Annotated in this window: 18 protein-coding genes; 6 read left to right on the top strand and 12 right to left on the bottom strand. The window is 42.3% G+C overall.

Translation table 11 applies throughout. The features are described from left to right. Positions 1 to 12: 12 nt before the first annotated feature. From lepA to rpoE, 5 genes are all read right to left on the bottom strand, one after another. Positions 13 to 1,800 (bottom strand): translation elongation factor 4, encoded by a 1,788-nt coding sequence (gene lepA / locus AOG27_RS17765; protein ID WP_054554335.1) that lies wholly within the window; start codon positions 1,798 to 1,800, stop codon positions 13 to 15. 70 nt (positions 1,801 to 1,870) lie between these two features. After that, entirely contained in the window at positions 1,871 to 2,320 is a 450-nt protein-coding gene (locus AOG27_RS17760; RefSeq protein ID WP_054554334.1) for a SoxR reducing system RseC family protein, read from the bottom strand. Between the two features lie 3 nt (positions 2,321 to 2,323). Continuing rightward, entirely contained in the window at positions 2,324 to 3,277 is a 954-nt protein-coding gene (locus AOG27_RS17755) for a MucB/RseB C-terminal domain-containing protein (RefSeq protein WP_054554333.1), read from the bottom strand. Between the two features lie 4 nt (positions 3,278 to 3,281). After that, the gene (locus AOG27_RS17750) at positions 3,282 to 3,908 is read right to left on the bottom strand and encodes a sigma-E factor negative regulatory protein (RefSeq protein WP_054554332.1); all 627 of its coding nucleotides are present in this window, start codon (positions 3,906 to 3,908) and stop codon (positions 3,282 to 3,284) included. 1 nt (position 3,909) lies between these two features. Further along, positions 3,910 to 4,491 (bottom strand): RNA polymerase sigma factor RpoE, encoded by a 582-nt coding sequence (gene rpoE, locus AOG27_RS17745; protein WP_036969086.1) that lies wholly within the window; start codon positions 4,489 to 4,491, stop codon positions 3,910 to 3,912. A 393-nt stretch (positions 4,492 to 4,884) separates the two neighbouring features. Here rpoE and nadB point away from each other — a divergent pair, with 393 nt between their 5' ends. Beyond that, complete coding sequence (nadB, locus tag AOG27_RS17740; RefSeq protein WP_054554331.1) at positions 4,885 to 6,507, top strand: L-aspartate oxidase; 1,623 nt, start codon at positions 4,885 to 4,887, stop codon at positions 6,505 to 6,507. Here nadB and AOG27_RS17735 read toward each other — a convergent pair. Both AOG27_RS17735 and AOG27_RS17730 read right to left on the bottom strand, forming a co-directional pair. Further along, a complete protein-coding gene (locus tag AOG27_RS17735; protein WP_054554330.1) occupies positions 6,482 to 6,889 on the bottom strand; it encodes a protein YgfX in 408 nt (135 codons plus the stop codon). The genes nadB and AOG27_RS17735 overlap by 26 nt on opposite strands. Next, on the bottom strand, positions 6,882 to 7,133 hold the full coding sequence (locus AOG27_RS17730; protein ID WP_054554329.1) for a succinate dehydrogenase assembly factor 2: 252 nt from the start codon (positions 7,131 to 7,133) through the stop codon (positions 6,882 to 6,884). Before AOG27_RS17730 ends, AOG27_RS17735 begins: the two co-directional genes overlap by 8 nt. A gap of 120 nt (positions 7,134 to 7,253) precedes the next feature. Between AOG27_RS17730 and ygfZ the strand changes: the two genes are divergently transcribed. Beyond that, complete coding sequence (ygfZ, locus tag AOG27_RS17725) at positions 7,254 to 8,165, top strand: tRNA-modifying protein YgfZ (RefSeq protein ID WP_054554328.1); 912 nt, start codon at positions 7,254 to 7,256, stop codon at positions 8,163 to 8,165. A 12-nt stretch (positions 8,166 to 8,177) separates the two neighbouring features. Continuing rightward, positions 8,178 to 8,663 (top strand): FKBP-type peptidyl-prolyl cis-trans isomerase, encoded by a 486-nt coding sequence (locus AOG27_RS17720; RefSeq protein ID WP_054554327.1) that lies wholly within the window; start codon positions 8,178 to 8,180, stop codon positions 8,661 to 8,663. A 45-nt stretch (positions 8,664 to 8,708) separates the two neighbouring features. On the opposite strand, the gene AOG27_RS17715 is transcribed toward AOG27_RS17720, so the two are convergent. The 5 genes from AOG27_RS17715 to AOG27_RS17695 all read right to left on the bottom strand — a co-directional run bounded on the left by AOG27_RS17715 (position 8,709) and on the right by AOG27_RS17695 (position 14,806). Then, on the bottom strand, positions 8,709 to 9,179 hold the full coding sequence (locus AOG27_RS17715) for a hypothetical protein (RefSeq protein WP_054554326.1): 471 nt from the start codon (positions 9,177 to 9,179) through the stop codon (positions 8,709 to 8,711). A 14-nt stretch (positions 9,180 to 9,193) separates the two neighbouring features. Further along, positions 9,194 to 9,988 (bottom strand): DUF481 domain-containing protein, encoded by a 795-nt coding sequence (locus AOG27_RS17710; RefSeq protein WP_370316364.1) that lies wholly within the window; start codon positions 9,986 to 9,988, stop codon positions 9,194 to 9,196. Between the two features lie 59 nt (positions 9,989 to 10,047). Then, entirely contained in the window at positions 10,048 to 10,368 is a 321-nt protein-coding gene (locus AOG27_RS17705; protein ID WP_054554325.1) for an HI1450 family dsDNA-mimic protein, read from the bottom strand. Positions 10,369 to 10,486: 118 nt separating this feature from the next. Beyond that, positions 10,487 to 13,600 carry an efflux RND transporter permease subunit gene (locus AOG27_RS17700; RefSeq protein WP_054554324.1) on the bottom strand — a complete coding sequence of 1,038 codons (3,114 nt, stop codon included), beginning with the start codon at positions 13,598 to 13,600 and terminating at the stop codon, positions 10,487 to 10,489. Positions 13,601 to 13,609: 9 nt separating this feature from the next. Then, the gene (locus tag AOG27_RS17695) at positions 13,610 to 14,806 is read right to left on the bottom strand and encodes an efflux RND transporter periplasmic adaptor subunit (protein ID WP_054554382.1); all 1,197 of its coding nucleotides are present in this window, start codon (positions 14,804 to 14,806) and stop codon (positions 13,610 to 13,612) included. A gap of 264 nt (positions 14,807 to 15,070) precedes the next feature. Between AOG27_RS17695 and AOG27_RS17690 the strand changes: the two genes are divergently transcribed. The 3 genes from AOG27_RS17690 (at position 15,071) to AOG27_RS17680 (ending at position 16,985) form a co-directional block, all read left to right on the top strand. Next, a complete protein-coding gene (locus AOG27_RS17690) occupies positions 15,071 to 15,862 on the top strand; it encodes a crotonase/enoyl-CoA hydratase family protein (RefSeq protein WP_054554323.1) in 792 nt (263 codons plus the stop codon). A gap of 69 nt (positions 15,863 to 15,931) precedes the next feature. Continuing rightward, a complete protein-coding gene (locus AOG27_RS17685) occupies positions 15,932 to 16,285 on the top strand; it encodes a CidA/LrgA family protein (protein WP_054554322.1) in 354 nt (117 codons plus the stop codon). After that, positions 16,275 to 16,985, top strand: coding sequence for an LrgB family protein (locus AOG27_RS17680; protein ID WP_054554321.1), 711 nt, complete (start codon positions 16,275 to 16,277; stop codon positions 16,983 to 16,985). Before AOG27_RS17685 ends, AOG27_RS17680 begins: the two co-directional genes overlap by 11 nt. Positions 16,986 to 17,004: the final 19 nt, after the last annotated feature.

The following is a 17,004-nucleotide window of genomic DNA, read 5'->3' as shown; positions in this document are numbered from 1 at the left end:
ATTTACTTCTAATTATTTACCAACTTTAAGGATAGCTAAGAATGCATCTTGAGGTACTTCAACGTTACCTAGTTGCTTCATTCGCTTTTTACCTTCTTTTTGTTTTTGTAGCAGTTTCTTCTTACGGCTCACGTCACCACCGTAACATTTTGCGATTACGTTTTTACGTAATTGCTTAACTGTTGTACGGGCAATAACATGCTGACCAATCGCTGCTTGAATCGCAATATCAAACTGCTGACGTGGAATTAAGTCTTTCAGTGCTTCAGCTAACTGACGACCACGTGATTGTGCAATATCACGGTGAACAATAATCGCTAACGCATCAACACGCTCACCATTAATTAATACGTCAACACGTACCATGTCTGAAGCTTGGAAATGCTTGAAGTTATAATCAAGCGATGCAAAACCACGGCTTGTTGATTTTAACTTATCAAAGAAGTCCATGACTACTTCAGCCATCGGTAATTCGTACGTCACCGCAACTTGCTTACCATGGTAGCTCATTTTAGTTTGCATACCACGCTTTTCAACACAAAGCGTAATTACGTTACCTAAAAACTCTTGCGGAACTAATATGTTAGCTTCAACAATTGGCTCACGGATTTCAAGAATATTATTCACTGGCGGTAAGTCAGACGGGTTATCTATCTGTTTAGTTCCGTCTTTAGTCTCTACTTCGTAGATTACTGTTGGCGCAGTGGTAATAAGATCAATGTCGTATTCACGCTCAAGACGCTCTTGAATGATTTCCATGTGTAGCATACCTAAGAAGCCACAACGGAAACCAAAGCCTAGTGCTGTTGAGTTTTCTGGCTCGAAGAATAACGACGCATCGTTCAAGCTTAATTTATCAAGCGCATCACGGAATGACTCATAGTCATCTGATGAAATTGGGAACATACCTGCATAAACCTGCGGTTTAATGCGTTGGAAGCCCGGTAAACGCTCAGGCGCAGAATTACGTTGTAAAGTGATGGTATCACCAACTGGTGCACCATGGATTTCTTTAATACCTGCAATAACAAAGCCTACTTCACCGGTTTTTAAGATACCCGTGTTAGTTTGTTTTGGTGTGAAAATACCCACTTTATCTGCGATATGAACTTGATCATTCGACATGATCTTAATTTTATCGCCCGAGCGTAATTCACCGTGCTTAATACGTACTAGTGATACAACGCCTTGGTATGGGTCAAACCATGAGTCAATGATAAGCGCCTGTAGTGGCTTGTCTTTGTCACCTTCTGGCGGCGGAATATCTTTAACAATGATTTCGAGTACTTCTTCAATACCAATACCCGTTTTAGCACTACATTGCACTGCATCTAGGGCATCGATACCAATGATATCTTCAATTTCTTCTGCTACACGAAGTGGATCAGCTTGTGGTAAGTCGATTTTATTTAGAACTGGAATAACTTCTAAGTCCATTTCGATTGCTGTGTAGCAGTTAGCTAAGGTTTGAGCTTCTACACCTTGACCCGCATCAACAACTAAAAGTGCACCTTCACAGGCTGCAAGTGAACGTGATACTTCGTATGTGAAGTCAACGTGTCCTGGCGTGTCGATAAAGTTTAACTGGTATGTTTCGCCGTCTTTAGCTTTATAATTTAGCGTTACACTTTGCGCTTTGATGGTAATACCACGCTCACGCTCTATGTCCATTGAGTCTAACACCTGCTGCTGCATTTCACGGTCTGTTAAACCACCACAAACTTGGATAAGACGGTCAGAGAGAGTCGATTTACCATGGTCAATATGGGCGATGATCGAAAAATTACGGATATGCTTCATAAACTGGATTCTAAACTTCTATATAAAATGGACTAAGTGTATAAAGCGACAATTTTACATTTAATTGGCTTTAATCACCATCTATTTGAGTGAAAGGAATAGTAATTGGGTGAATTTTTATTACTTTAATATCATGCTTCAGGCTCTTAACCCTTGATTTTGCTATCGCATAGCCCGTCAAACCACCAATCACGGCGGCTAAAATTTGCCAGCCTTCGGCAAGCGAAAAAGCCGAAAATGCGATTAAAGCAAACCCTAAACTAAACAAAAGGGGTAGCATGTAAACAGCCATAGCGTGTTTAACTAAGTGGCTATCATCGAGTGCTAAAGTTACTTTTTGCCCTACTTGGAGCTCTTTTTCGAAGGTATAAGGAAAGGTTTTTTTAGCTGTTCCAAACAGCTTTGCAAAAACTTGCGAACCACAACGACCATTACAGCCGGCACAGGCTTGCTTTTGTTCTGCTTCTAAATTCGCTGTCGTGCCTTTAACTGACACGACAGTGAGTGTTTGTTCAATCATGATTTAAAGAGGTCGTGCTACCGACTCAGCTATAGCTTTGGCTGTCATAGCTGGGATATTACCAACAACCGATACATCAAAGCTACCACCATTGTGCACATACACAGTCGTTGCACCTGAGGTTAAAGCGCCGCTTGCACGCTTTCCAGGTAACGGTCTTTGAATAAAAACAGACACTTCAACAAACCCATCTGAATATAAATAATAGTCAGCAAGTTCATTATTTAAATCAAGTTTATGGCGATCTGACTTTAATAACTTAAAGCCATCAGGGAGCCAACCAATTTTCCAATCATTCGCTGCGCCGTCACCATCGCTGGCTAAATCGTTAGTCGCAAGGACTGCTGGAAAGTCACGATTTTGCATTTCAACTAACATAGGTGCTGGCTGCTCTGTTACGCTGATATGAGTTAACTGTAACTGCTCAAGCATTTCACCTTTGTGATTCACATAGGCAGATTTAAGCAACAACGATGACTCAGTATCTAGCCAAATCCAATAGTTATATTTGTATTCATCTTTTGATTCGATACGCACTAACTGTGCTGAGCGCCCTGCAATACGGCCTTTTCCGCCAAGCACAAAATCATAGTGAGCGCTTAGTCGATTAATATCTTTAAAAAGTACTTCAGGAATTGGCCCGGCTATAGAGTCTGTTTTCACTGAATAAGGCTCAGAATGAGGCTCAAAATAGGTCACTTGATCGTCAACGCGCACCATTTCGAGGCCAGCGCCATTGAGTAAACTTAAATGCTCAAGCTCAATATCGCCTTGTTTTGCATGTAACCAGCGATAGGGTTCCATGGCTTGGCCTTTTACAACCACAAATGATGCGTCAAAGTTGCGAGTATGAACGGCCATAGCCATATCATTTAATAAAGTCTTGGCGGGATTTTCGTCGCTGGCAATGGCTGGAGCCGTTAATACCAGCGACAAAATAAAAGTAAAAACTTTCATTTAATTAGTTTTTTTCCTCGTCTGCATTTTCTGCAGTTTGCGATTTTTCTAGCGAATATGCAACACGTGCTTGACGTTGGTGCTCAAGCACTAATGCACCAATACGCTGTTGTTGTAACTCACGTAAACCTTGCTCTGCATTTTCTAATGCAGGTTGCTCAGATGAGTAACTAACAGGAGAGGCCATACCGGTTAATGGTACAGTTTGTAATGTTGGGATGTCATTTTGTGGCACTTCACTGTTTTGTGGCAAAGTTTGTACGCCCACAATAGCAAACATGGCAACACTAGCAGCAATGGCCACTTGGGCAAATGGACGACGCCAATTAAATGCTACTACGTTATCAGTGCCTGTTGCCGCCACGATTTCTTCGCTTTTTGGTGCCGTTGTTTTATTCGCGAAATCTGCGTAAACAGGTTCTTGCTCTAGTGATTCAGCCACTGCATCTGCAATGTCAAAATTAAAAGCGTTGTTATTTGCCTCAGCACGCATTACATCACCAATCAATGCGTAACGACCAAATGTAGACACATCGTCGTTTGTGATCGCTTGATCAGTTAACTGCTGCTCGCCGTCAAGTAACGCGGACAACTGCTCATTATCCAACTTGTTAACGTCTGCTTTTGTCATACTAAGACTCACCTATTAATGGATTCAATTTATTATCAATCGCCTCACGGGCACGGAAAATACGTGAACGCACCGTTCCCACAGGGCAATCCATAACCACGGCTATTTCTTCATAGCTCATACCTTCAATTTCACGAAGGGTAATCGCGGTTTTTAGATCTTCAGGCAAACTATCAATCGTATTAAAAATTACAGCACGTACTTCGTCACTTAATAACAGGTTTTCTGGCGATGCGTTTGAACGCATTGCATCTGCACTGTCATAAAATTCTGCTTCTTCGGCATCAACATCGTTAGCTGGGGGTTTGCGACCCTGCGCAACTAAGTAATTTTTAGCACAATTTACGGCGATACGGTACAACCAAGTGTAAAAGGCGCTATCACCTCTAAAGTTAGGTAATGCACGGTAGGCTTTAATAAAAGCTTCTTGTGCGACATCAGCAACATCACCTTGGTTCGATACATAACGTGAAATCAAACCTGCAATTTTATTCTGATATTTTCTAACTAATAGGTTGAAGGCGTTTTTATCTCCTTGCTGGACCCTTTTAACTAGCGCTAAATCCAAATCCTGCTCGCTCATTCGAGCCGGTACTCCTCTGTTTGATTCTTGCTTGCTATTCATATACTCGCCATTGTTTACACAAACTCTGACTGCACCATGAATATAAAAGTTCAGTTTAAAATGATTTTTTTATAAAATAGCACGCAAATAAATTGAGTCATACCAATCTTATTACACGACAACCTCAATAACTGCTTAAAAATCAACGGTTATCTAAATTAAACTCACAATTTAAAACAGCTAACAATAAACTGTTTATGTGACGATAAAACTAATAAGATTGGTATAACGTATTAAAATGACTAATAGTGTTAAAGCAAATATGGTACATATACGTATACCACATAAAAATTTATTTGCTCAAACTTTTGGCACTACTAGCCGAGCATTGTAACCGCAAAGACCACAGACATGAACCAAAATAAACATCACATTACTGATGTCGCTATCATTGGCAGCGGCGCCGCTGGCCTATCTCTTGCCTTATCGCTTGCTAATCACTGTAAGGTGACAGTACTTAGTAAAGGCGCATTAACTGAGGGTTCTACCTTATATGCTCAAGGTGGTATTGCAGCAGTATTTGATAAAAAGAATGACAGCATTGAATCTCATGTTGAAGATACTCTCGATGCAGGCGGCGGATTATGTGACCGTGATGCTGTTCACTACACAGCAAGCAATGCTAAAAAATGTTTAAAGTGGCTAATTGAGCAAGGCGTACCTTTTGATATGGAGTTCGATTCAAAAGGTAAAGAGCGTTTTCATTTAACTCGCGAAGGTGGTCATAGTCATCGTCGTATTTTACATGCCGCCGATGCCACAGGCCGAGCAGTGCAAACAACCTTAATTAGCCAAGTACAAGCACACCCTAACATCACCCTGTTAGAAAATTACAATGCCATTGATTTAATCACAGATAAAAGCTTAGCTAAAAAAGGCAAGCATGTTCACGGCTTATACGTCTGGAATTGTGTAGATAAAAAAGTTGAAACTATCGCTGCCAAGTTCGTATCACTGGCAACAGGCGGCGCAAGTAAAGTATATTTATATACTTCCAACCCTGATGTATCGAGTGGTGATGGTATCGCAATGGCATGGCGTGCGGGGTGCCGTGTAGCCAATATGGAATTTAACCAATTCCACCCAACAAGTTTGTATCACCCAGAGCTGCAAAACTTTTTGATCACAGAAGCTATGCGCGGTGAAGGTGCGTATTTAAAACGCCCTGATGGCACTCGCTTTATGAAAGACTTTGATGAGCGCGAAGAACTTGCCCCTCGCGATATTGTTGCTCGTGCCATCGATTTTGAAATGAAACGCCTTGGTGCGAACTGTGTGTACCTTGATATTAGCCACAAAGATAAAGATTTTATCATTGAGCACTTCCCAACTATCTACGCAAAATGCTTAAGTGTTGGCCTCGACATTACCAAAGAAGCCATTCCTGTGGTGCCTGCTGCACACTATACCTGCGGCGGTGTTATGACCGACTTTAATGGCCGTACAGATTTAGATAACTTATATGCGGTTGGCGAAGTAGCTTACACAGGCTTACACGGTGCTAATCGTATGGCGAGCAACTCTTTACTTGAGTGCATTGTATTTGCCCATGCTGCCGCGAAAGATATTCTGAGCAAAATCGATGCAAGCCCTGCCCTTGAAGCCTTACCATTATGGGATGAAAGTCGCGTAACTAACTCAGACGAAGAAATCGTTATTACCCACAACTGGCATGAGCTAAGGTTATTTATGTGGGATTACGTGGGTATTGTACGCTCAACGAAACGTTTAGAACGTGCGCTTCACCGCGTTGAATTACTGCAGCAAGAAATTCACGACTATTACGCAAACTTTAGGGTGACAAATAACTTATTAGAACTTCGAAACCTAGTACAGGTTGCAGAGCTTATTATTCGCAGCGCCCTTGAGCGTAAAGAAAGTCGTGGTCTTCATTACACGATTGATTACCCAGAGCAAAACGAAAATCCAACACCGACAATTTTAACGCCTAAGTCGGTTGCTGCACTGCAATAATCGCGCGCTTTAAACGCGAGAAACTTTCTTCATCAACACTGGCTGAGCTTATAATCAGCCAGTGTGATTGATAAAACCCAGCCAACCTCAGCACTACAAAATTAGCAAACACATAACTTTTAGCCGTTATTTGGCCTTGTACTTTCAGTTTGTCGTTTGCAAATCTAAGCTCTGCTTGCTCTAAAATTATAAAACCCTTTTCAGGTTGTGCTTGTTGGACTTTTTTAAAACTAAGAATGGCTAAGAAAAAGCACGCAAAGCAAACCAACAGCTGAGCGATAACATGCTGATAAGCAAAACATGAAATAATGGCTGTTAAGCAAAAAAAGACCACAAAGGGTTTGTGGTCGGGGGTGTTATTTGTAACGGTAAATCTATACACGAACTCGGTCTAAAATTAACGTAACCATGCCGTTTAGCTCAGGGTCTTTACACTCTTCATGACCCATAAACCATGCAAATAAATCAGGATCATCGCACTCAAGTAAGCGTTGAAAAACGGCTTGCTGTTCTTTTGATAGTGAGTCAAACGCTTCTTCAACGAATGGCATAAATAAAACATCTAGTTCTAACATACCGCGACGGCATGCCCAACGAATACGTTCTTTACTGTGAATTTCAGTCATTTTAAACCTCGTACTTATTTGTCTGCAGTTTACCAAATTGCTATCGAATAAACAGCTATTTAAATTGCTACCCTAACTAAGTTATCATTAGCGCTCATTCATATCGTAAAGAAGGTTTTTATGTCGACTGTTTACGCATGTCCTTTATCTTATTCACTTATCAGCCTAACTGGCAAAGATAAGTTGTCTTACCTTCACGGACAAATTACGCAAGATATCAACAAATTAACTGATGATAACTTCCTTTGGGCTGGCCACTGTAATGCAAAAGGCAAGCTTTGGGGTGTGTTTAGGTTGTTTTCACACCTTGATAACTATTACCTTGCAGGGTCAAAACCTGAGGTAGAGCAATCGCTAGTCGAGTTAAAAAAATACGCCGTTTTTTCGCAAGTAGAAATTCAGCAATCTGAAAAACCGCTAATTGGCTTACTAGGTGATGATCTAACAGCGACACTAGAAACCTTAGCAATTAATTTTGACAGTGAGCACAACGCTGTCGATTTTGCTGGCGGTAAAGCGTTAAAGCTTGCAGATAACCGCGTATTGCTTATGGTCAACGAAGAATTTAGCTTACCTGATAACGTCACAGCTCTTGATGATGACGCGTTATGGCAACAGGCAGCTATTGCCGCAGGCGAGCCGTCATTAAACAGCGACGCTATTGGCGAATACGTACCGCAAATGGTTAACTTGCAAGCGCTTGGTGGTATCAGTTTCAGAAAAGGTTGCTACACAGGGCAAGAAACTGTCGCCCGTATGAAATACCTAGGCAAAAATAAACGTGCTATGTACATAGTTTCGGGCAAAGCTGAAGGCTTACTTGACGAGCTTGAACTCGAAACACAAATGGGCGAAAACTGGCGCCGTGCTGGCAAGCTTATTAGCCAAAGTTATAATCAACAAACGCAAACCTTAATGGGCCTTGTTGTGCTTCCGAACGATAATGAAGCAGGCCAAATTTTGCGAGCTAAACACCTCCCTCAGGTAGAGTTATCTATTCAAGCTCTGCCTTACTCTCTCGAAGATGAATAAATAGGAATGACTATGATCGTAGCAGCAAACAAAGTGGTAAAAATGCATTATTCAGTATTGGATAATAACAAAAACACCATCGACAACTCTTTCGATGGCGAGCCACTGGTGTTTATCGTTGGCACGGGTTTCTTAATTCCAGGCCTCGAAAATGCGCTATTAGGTAAAGAAGCGGGCGACACATTCAGCGTAACTGTTGAGCCAGAGCAAGGCTATGGTGAGCGTCACGATGACCTAATGCAAGCAGTACCAAAATCAATGTTTGAAGGTATGGAAATTGAAGTGGGTATGCAGTTCCGCGCTACGACTGACGCTGGCGACCAATCAGTGATGATCATCGAAATTCAAGACGAAGACGTTATTGTCGATGGTAACCACCCACTTTCAGGTATTACCCTTCATTTTGATGTTGAAGTACTTGAAGTACGCGATGCAACTGAAGAAGAATTAGCACATGGTCATGTGCACGGTGAAGGTGGTTGTGGTCACAGCCACTAAACCATTACTATAAAAAAAGCGCCACTGGCGCTTTTTTTATATCTGTTATTCGACTACTTCTTCTGTATCCACAGAAGCGTCTGTCACAGGTTCAGCAATATGTTCTCTAAGCGCAGCCAGTAAACCTTCTTGGTCATTGGTTCCTAAGCGATAGTGCGTGCCGTCTTTCATTGCCAATTCAACAGCACTAAATCCAGATACACTGTAAACCCAGCCATCATGGGTGATACGCAGACCAATACCATGACGAAATGAATTACTTACCGCTCGAACAGATTCAATCTCATCAAAAGTCACGGTTTTTCCAAATACACCCGGACCGAATGCCCAGCTTACTGTTTTATCGCTCACCTTAATCGTTAAACCATGAAACAAAAAGGCCACCAGCACTAAGATAGCGCTAAACGCCATAAGAGGAATATCTGCACCAATTAAGTTCCAAGCTAAGGCAATGAAGGCGCCAATCCAGCCTAAAATAACAAAAATAAAAATAGCGTACTGTTTATGTTGATACATTCTGAAGTATTCTCTTAAAAGCTATAAACAAAGGTTGCACTCAGCTCAGAATCGTACTTGAGCTTATCTTCCTCTGGTTTTGAGTTATAGCGATACATGTAAGTAAATTTGAGTGATACATCACCCATAATTTTGCTGATCAGGGATGTTTCTGACTTTAAACGCGAGTTTAACCCTGACAATGATTGTTCATAACTGACATCTTGATTAAAGCGAGTGCGAGCAGAAACCGTACGCTCCCACTGCAGCGCTAGACGAAGCAGATAACCGGTTTTTGTTTCATCTTCTTCTGTTGCAGTCTCTTGATCAGCCACCGAGCGGTATAAACCAGGGCCCACATCGATATCGACTTTATTCTTGCTACCTTGGTAAATGCGGTTACCGTAACCCGTCGCTATGGTGCTCTTAAACTCAAGACCACTAAACTTATCTCGCTCATAGTCACCGTAAATGAAAAATGACTCATTTTTCACATTTAGCTTATAGTTACCTTGGCCTGATACAAAAATACGGTCAGCAGAAACTTCTTCATCACCGGTTTCTTCATTACGGTCACGTTTGTATAAAGTATCGAGCTTAAATTGGTTACGCCACTTTTCGAAATCTTGGTAAAGGTTACCTTTAAGTTTGAAACTAGTTGAGTTGGTATTACCGCGGCTTACCATAAAACCAAACTCCATATCTCCGTACAGCAACTCGCCTTTATGAATTTTATGGATTTCTTCTTCTGATAATTGCCCGTACTCATGAAAGTCTTCAAACGGATCAACAGCAAAAGCCTGCCAACTGCAAACTAGCAGGGCGGGCAAAATAATTCGTTTTATTGAATTAAAACAACTAAAAGTAGAGTCAAACATCGGCTGGAGAGTTATTCGCTATCTTTCCAAAGAATGTGGCAAAACGGTGCATCTTTGTCTCGGCTAATTAAAATTTTCGCAAACAAGATATCTTGATTGTCGAATTCAAGTCCTACTAAGACTTGAACAAATAGCTCAGGTTCAATTTCTAGTGCAACAAAATCTTGCCACTGCTCGTCAGGCTCACCTTCTTCAATAAAGCCAAGCTCTTCTCTGTGCTCGTTAAAATCAGCAATATCTTGCTCGCTTAAATTATCAGGCGCTAATTCTAAAAAGATATCATAAGCCTGATGAGTTACTTCTTCTTCACTGTATAAGCGTGGACCAGCCATTCCTTAAACCTCTGCACATGTGTATCGCTTTGAATCTGGCTATGATAACAAACCTCTTTTGAGTTTTACCAAAAAAAAAGCCAGGTTGCCCTGACTTTTTTGTAATTAATAACAGATTTTACTCCGCACTTGCTGTGCCTTTTATCTTTTCGCGCATTGATTGCACGAGCGTATAAAATAGCGGAACAAGCAAGGTGCCAAAAATGGTTGCAGCTAACATCCCGAATAACACGGTAATACCGAGCGATATTCGACTGCCAGCCCCTGCGCCACTTGCAAACACCAGCGGTAATACGCCAAGTACAAACGACAATGCCGTCATCAATACGGCCCTAAAGCGTAATCTTGCCGCATTAAGAGCCGCTTCAAAAATACCTTTACCTGCCGCACGCTCTTCCATAGCAAATTCAACAATCAAAATAGCGGTTTTGGTGGATAGGCCAATCAGTAGCACTAAACCAACCTGCGCATAGATGTTGTTTTCCATACCAATCACATACAGCGCAAGCATGGCACCAAATAACGCCAACGGTACCGCTGCAATGACCGAAAACGGAATTGTCCAGCTTTCGTATTGCGCAACCAAGAATAGATACACAAATACCACCGCTAAGCCAAATAAGATTGGCGCCATATTACCCGCTTCAATCTCTTGTTTAGACTGCCCAGCCCACTCATACACATAGCCTGTAGGTAATTGCTCAGCTAGCTCTTGCATTGCTTTAATGGCATCACCACTGGCATAACCCGCTGCAGGTTGTCCGCTAATGCTTGCACTACGATATAAGTTAAAGTGCGTTAAGCTTGTAGGGCCTAAAATTGGCTCCAGCTTAGCCAATGTAGTGAGCGGCACCATTGCTCCCTCATCATTACGTACATAGTAGTACTGTAAGTCTGCTGGGTTTTGACGAAAACGGCTTTCCGCCTGCATGATAACGCGGTAAGTACGGCTAAATTGGTTAAAGTCATTTATGTATAACGAGCCAAGTTGCGCCTGCAAGGTTAAGAAAATATCGCTAAGCGCCACCCCTTGAGCTTTTGCCTTATTACGGTCAATTTCAAGGAAATACTGTGGCACATTTGCTCTAAATGTACTGTAAACATTTGACAGCTCTGGACGCTGGTTCGCTTCATAAATTAAGCCATTTAACACTTGTGCAAGTTCAGCAGGCTCGCGTCCTTCACTGTCTTGTAACCTAAACTCAAAGCCTGCGCTTGTGCCAAGTCCAGGTATTGAAGGCGGATTAAAGGCCATGATTTGCGCATCTGGCATCGCCCAGAACTGCCCCATCAGGCGCGTTAGTACTGCACGTAAGCCAAGCTCTGGGCTGGTACGCTCTTCCCAATCCTTGAGTACCACAATACCAAGCGCATTATTAGAACCCGCACCACCGAGTAATGAAAAGCCAGAAACCGCAATAAAGTCAGTTGCCGCTGGTTCATTTTTTACAATCTCGCCCAGCTTATGCATTACATCTTGGGTACGACCACTAGCTGCCGCATCTGGTAATTGCACATCAACAAAAAGAAAGCCTTGATCTTCTGCTGGTACAAAGCCTGTAGGCACTGTTTTTACTAGCCAACCTGCAGCTGCAAAAATAACCACCGCAAACAATGCCATTCTCGCGGTACGTTTGAGGATAAAGTTAATAACTTTACTGTAGCCATTGGTCGAACGAGTAATGATATTTTCGAATGGGGCTAACCATTTAATCGGCTTCATGGCTTTTTCATTTAACAATAAAGCACACAATGCAGGGCTTAATGTCAGTGCGTTTAAAGAAGAAATGAGTACCGCAAATGAAATCGTCACCGAGAACTGTTTATAAAGCTCCCCGGTTATTCCCGGCATAAAGCCTACTGGCACAAACACCGCAAGCAATACTAAGGTCGTTGCCACGATTGGCCCCGATACCTGCTCCATCGCTTTGGTAACCGCTTCTTTAATTGGCAGCTTTTCTTCTTTTAGTATTCGCTCAACGTTTTCAATAACGATAATGGCATCATCGACCACGATACCTATTGCAAGTACTAAACCAAACAAGGTGATTAAGTTGATGGAGTAATCCATCATCATCATAAACGCGAAAGTCCCCACCAAGGATACCGGAATAGCCACCGTTGGAATGAGCGTAGCGCGCCAATTTTGTAAGAATAAAAATACCACTAAAATAACCAAGCCAACCGCTTGGACAAGGGTGACGACCACTTCATCAATCGAGCGATTGATGAACTCTGTGGTGTCATAAGGAATTGAGTACTCAACACCATCAGGTAGCTGTTTAGCCAGCTCTGCCATACGGGCTTTTACATCAGCAGCTACTTGCGTCGCATTCGCTTCTGTTAGCTGATAAATAACGATGAATGCAGTGTCTTGCTGGTTTAACTTTGCTGTTGTGCTGTAGCTTGCTGCACCTAATTCAATACGGGCAATATCATTCAAGCGCACAAAGTTACCATCTTTGCTCGAGCGGATAATGGTTTGGCCAAACTCTTCAGGGGTTTTTAAGCGCCCTTTAGCCTGAATCGAATACTCAAATTGCTGACTCGGTGCTGAGGGTGCAGCACCCAGCTTACCCGCGGCTACGATGGTATTTTGCTCTTGCAGTGCCGCTTGAACTTCTGACACAGTTAAACCTAATGATGCCATTCGATCTGGGCGTAACCACAAGCGCATTGAATAGGTTTGCTCCCCCATTACTTCAGCAGAGGCAACCCCATTAATACGGCCAAGTGGCTCGGTTAAGTAATTGGTTGCATAGTTACTTAAGAAAATAGCGTCGATATTTTCTTGATTAGAGTACAGGTTGATACCGAGAAGCATCGAACTCGACTTTTTCTTAACCGATACACCTTGGCGTTTAACTTCTTCAGGTAACCCTGCTTCAGCAAGTGCCACACGGTTTTGTACGTTAACTTGGGCTATATCCGTGTCTGTACCGACTTTAAAGTAAACAGTTATGTTGGCCGTGCCGTTATTCGACGATGTTGATTCGATATACATCATATCTTCAACGCCATTAACTTGCTCTTCTATGGGCCGGATCACCGACTCTTCAACAATTTGCGCACTTGCCCCCGGGTAATTGGCACTAATTTGTACTTGCGGAGGGGTTATTTGCGGGTACATATTCACAGGCAGCAAGGCCATTGAAATTAAACCCGCTATGGTAATAACAATCGAAATTACCAAGGCAAATTTTGGGCGAGATATAAAGGTTTTACTGATCATATCTCACTCCTAAGAGTTAGCTTTGCTAGAAATAGTGCCGGTTGTTTCATCGACATTTTTTTCAACAGCTTTCACTTCAGCGCCTTGGCGTACCTTTTGTAAACCTTCAATAATGACTTTTTCACCCGCCTCTAAACCAGATTCAACCACCCACATTGCATTAATACGACGACCCAGCTTAACAATCCGCATAGCCACTTTATTTTCGTCATCAACAACGAGTACAAACTTTCCTTGCTGGTTTTCTTGCACTGCAACTTGAGGAATGAGTGCCAAGTCTTGTTTATTCGTACTTTCAACGATTAAAGTGACGAATAGACCCGGCATAACGATGCCATCAGGGTTATCAAAAGCGGCTCTTAGCTCAACCGTGCCTGTATTGCGGTTAATTTTGGTATCTGCAAAATCAAGTTCGCCTTTATCAGCAAAAGTTGAGTTGTTTGGTAAACGCAAAGTTAAGTCGATAGGCACATCACGAGGGTCTTTTTCTGAAGGTGCTTGATTATTTTGGCGATAAGAGATGTAGTCAGCTTCTTCAACCTGAAAACTTACATAAATTGGGTCAACATCGGTCAGCTCTGCAAGCTCATTAGATGATGGCCCAACAATATTACCCACATCATAGTTCACTTTACCGATGCGCCCTGCAAACGGTGCACGTATCTCAGTATAGCTTAAATTAAGTTTTGCTTTTTCAAGCTCAGCTTCCGCGGCTTTTACAGCTGCTGTAGCCTGTTCAAAATTCGTGGTGAGTTTATCGAGATCTGATTGCGAAATAAAACCTTGCGCAGCCACATCTTTACCACGTTTTAAATCTCTTTCAGCGGCGCCCGCTGCGGCAATTTTACTTTTTAAATCAGCTTCAACTTCTGCAACAGTTGAGCGATACTCAGATGGGTCAATACGTAATAAAAGCTGATCTTTCTCAACCGATGAGCCTTCATTAAAGTGGCGTTCAATGAGTTCACCCTCAACTCGGGCTCTAATCGCAACCTCTTGGAATGCTTCAGTACGCGCGACAAACTCTCGGTAATTACCAACTTCCTGTGTGACGACATTAAATACAGATACGGCCGGTGGCGGCGTAGTTTGTTGTTGTGCTTTTTCATCTGAACAGCCAACTAATGTAGTTGTTAATGCGACAGAAATTGCAGCAAAAGCCAAAGAACGAGATGATTGTTTAGTTATGCGAGCTGTTTTGCCCATCAGCATATATTTACTCCTAGTAGCGCGACTTAAAACTAAGTCTAGTCGTGTCATGAGATTTTGCGAAAGTATCTAACTAATCACAAAACAAAGCTAGCTGCGAACTAGCACCTTTGTTTTAAAAATATACACCAATTTGTAACTAAATATATGACAAGGTTACCCATTTTTGGAAAATATAATGATTACTTGCGACACATCAGCAATTCTTTACTTAGATGTAATTAACTCGTAAGCTCTAACAAACAGGTCAGAGGAGTCACCATGATAAAACTAGAAATAAAACAACAAGTCGCATGGGTTAGCCTTGCTCGTCCCGAGAAACAAAATGCACTCAGTTTTGCTATGTTCGTTGAGCTTTCAAACGTAATCAAAGAAATTAAACGTGATCGCAGCTTGCGTGCGGTGGTTATCTCTGGAGAAGGTGAGCATTTTTGCTCTGGACTGGATGTTGCTGCAGTGATGAAAAAGCCAAGCAATATCATCAAGCTTTTATTCAAATGGTTACCAGGAAACCAAAATCTAGCGCAAAAAGTGGTGCTAGGTTGGCAAGACTTAAGTATTCCGGTGATAGCAAAAGTAACCGGACACTGCTTTGGTGGCGGTATGCAAATCGCACTCGGCGCTGATTATCGCATCGTCGATAAAAACGCTAAATTAGCGATCATGGAAGCCCGGTGGGGCTTATGCCCTGATATGGGGGCTAACGTGGTGCTTGCAGGTTTAATGAAGCGTGACCAAGCACTTTGGTTGGCAAGTCATGCAGGTCCTGTCTCGGCTGAAGACGCTAAAGAATATGGCTTAGTTACACAACTTACTGATGACGTTGATAAACAAACCGATGCTGTACTAGAAACCCTCATGGCGCGCTCGCCGGATACCCTTGCTGCAATTAAACGAATCACACAGCAAAGCTTTCGCTCACAGCAGCGCAAGATTCTCGCTAAAGAAACCTGGAGTCAAATTCGCTTACTGATGAATCCAAATACTAAAAAAGCGATAGCAAAAGCGAAAGGCGCAGAGGATATCAAGTTTAATAATGCCAAATCATGGTAAGCTAAAGTCGCATAGTACAACTGACAAGGGTATGATGTAATTGTACTTTATTCGCAATTATCCTGACTTATGAAATACCTTATCAGTAGCGTTATTATTCTTACCTGCTTAGCCGTTGCCAAGTTTTTAACGACTTTGCTTCAAAGCTCATTCCCTGCTCCATTACTCGGTATGGTGTTACTGCTCGTGCTACTGTTAACAGGCCTCGTTAAAGAACAGCATTTAAAACCAACAGCCAGCCCTTTACTTAATTACATGCCGTTGTTTTTCATCCCTGCAGGGGTTGGTATTATTGAACATCTGGGTTTAATTTCACAGAACTGGCCTTTATTACTGACTATTTTTATAGTCGTGCCACTGAGTAGTGTTTTAATCATAGGCGCTGTTATCGCCTATTTTAAGGGCCGTGAAAATGACAGTTAGTTTATGGTGGCTCAGCGTCCCGCTTATTATTGTACTTTTCTTAGTACTGCGATTTTTAAACACGAAAACCCAGCACGCCACTGTTAAAGCGCTTAGTAACCCTGTGTGCTGGGCAATTGTGTTAATTGCAGCGTTGTTAGTGGCACTGAAGCTCCCCTATGAGCCTTTTGCCGAGCACAGTAAAGTTCTAAGCTGGTTGCTTGAGCCTGCCATTGTGGCATTGGCTTTACCGCTTTATCAGCAATTTATCCATGTCAAAAAGAACCTGCTGCTAATTCTCATAAGTTGTAGTTTAGGGGTGATCAATGCCACCTTTGTCGCGTCGCTTATTTGTTATTTTTTTGCAGCCCCAGCACAGTTAAGCGCATCTTTAGCAAGTTTATCTGTAACAACCCCCATCACCTTGTTAGTAACAGAGTCGCTAGGCGGCATACCTTCTTTAGCGGCAGCCATGGTGATTTTTATTGGCGTACTTGGGGCAATATTTGGTAATTTGATTTTCTCGCTGATAAATATTCGCAATGCCCAAGCAAAAGGTGTTGCTATTGGTACTGCTTGCCATGCCATTGGCACAGCATCACTGATTAGTGATCAGCCAAAAGCCGGTGCCTTTGCCTCTGTGGCGATGGCATTAAGTGCGCTTCTCAGCGCGATAATAGTGCCGATACTCTATCCTGTTATTCAGCATGTTCTGGTATAGTCAGAATTCGCAGTAACCT

The organism is Pseudoalteromonas lipolytica, from assembly GCF_001306915.1.
GTDB classification, from domain to species: Bacteria; Pseudomonadota; Gammaproteobacteria; order Enterobacterales; family Alteromonadaceae; genus Pseudoalteromonas; species Pseudoalteromonas simplex.
Note: the sequence above shows the minus strand (reverse complement) of the source record. Positions and strands in the feature narration are given on the sequence as shown.

Excerpts from the sequence above, each read along its gene's own strand:
- AOG27_RS17700 (WP_054554324.1), bottom strand. The coding sequence starts at position 13,600 with ATGATCAGTAAAACCTTTATATCTCGCCCAAAATTTGCCTTGGTAATT.
- AOG27_RS17690 (WP_054554323.1), top strand. The coding sequence starts at position 15,071 with ATGATAAAACTAGAAATAAAACAACAAGTCGCATGGGTTAGCCTTGCT.
- AOG27_RS17755 (WP_054554333.1), bottom strand. The coding sequence starts at position 3,277 with ATGAAAGTTTTTACTTTTATTTTGTCGCTGGTATTAACGGCTCCAGCC.
- AOG27_RS17715 (WP_054554326.1), bottom strand. The coding sequence starts at position 9,179 with ATGTATCAACATAAACAGTACGCTATTTTTATTTTTGTTATTTTAGGC.
- AOG27_RS17685 (WP_054554322.1), top strand. The coding sequence starts at position 15,932 with ATGAAATACCTTATCAGTAGCGTTATTATTCTTACCTGCTTAGCCGTT.
- AOG27_RS17680 (WP_054554321.1), top strand. The coding sequence starts at position 16,275 with ATGACAGTTAGTTTATGGTGGCTCAGCGTCCCGCTTATTATTGTACTT.
- nadB (WP_054554331.1), top strand. The coding sequence starts at position 4,885 with ATGAACCAAAATAAACATCACATTACTGATGTCGCTATCATTGGCAGC.
- AOG27_RS17760 (WP_054554334.1), bottom strand. The coding sequence starts at position 2,320 with ATGATTGAACAAACACTCACTGTCGTGTCAGTTAAAGGCACGACAGCG.
- ygfZ (WP_054554328.1), top strand. The coding sequence starts at position 7,254 with ATGTCGACTGTTTACGCATGTCCTTTATCTTATTCACTTATCAGCCTA.
- AOG27_RS17695 (WP_054554382.1), bottom strand. The coding sequence starts at position 14,806 with ATGGGCAAAACAGCTCGCATAACTAAACAATCATCTCGTTCTTTGGCT.
- lepA (WP_054554335.1), bottom strand. The coding sequence starts at position 1,800 with ATGAAGCATATCCGTAATTTTTCGATCATCGCCCATATTGACCATGGT.
- AOG27_RS17730 (WP_054554329.1), bottom strand. The coding sequence starts at position 7,133 with ATGACTGAAATTCACAGTAAAGAACGTATTCGTTGGGCATGCCGTCGC.
- AOG27_RS17720 (WP_054554327.1), top strand. The coding sequence starts at position 8,178 with ATGATCGTAGCAGCAAACAAAGTGGTAAAAATGCATTATTCAGTATTG.
- AOG27_RS17705 (WP_054554325.1), bottom strand. The coding sequence starts at position 10,368 with ATGGCTGGTCCACGCTTATACAGTGAAGAAGAAGTAACTCATCAGGCT.
- rpoE (WP_036969086.1), bottom strand. The coding sequence starts at position 4,491 with ATGAGCGAGCAGGATTTGGATTTAGCGCTAGTTAAAAGGGTCCAGCAA.
- AOG27_RS17750 (WP_054554332.1), bottom strand. The coding sequence starts at position 3,908 with ATGACAAAAGCAGACGTTAACAAGTTGGATAATGAGCAGTTGTCCGCG.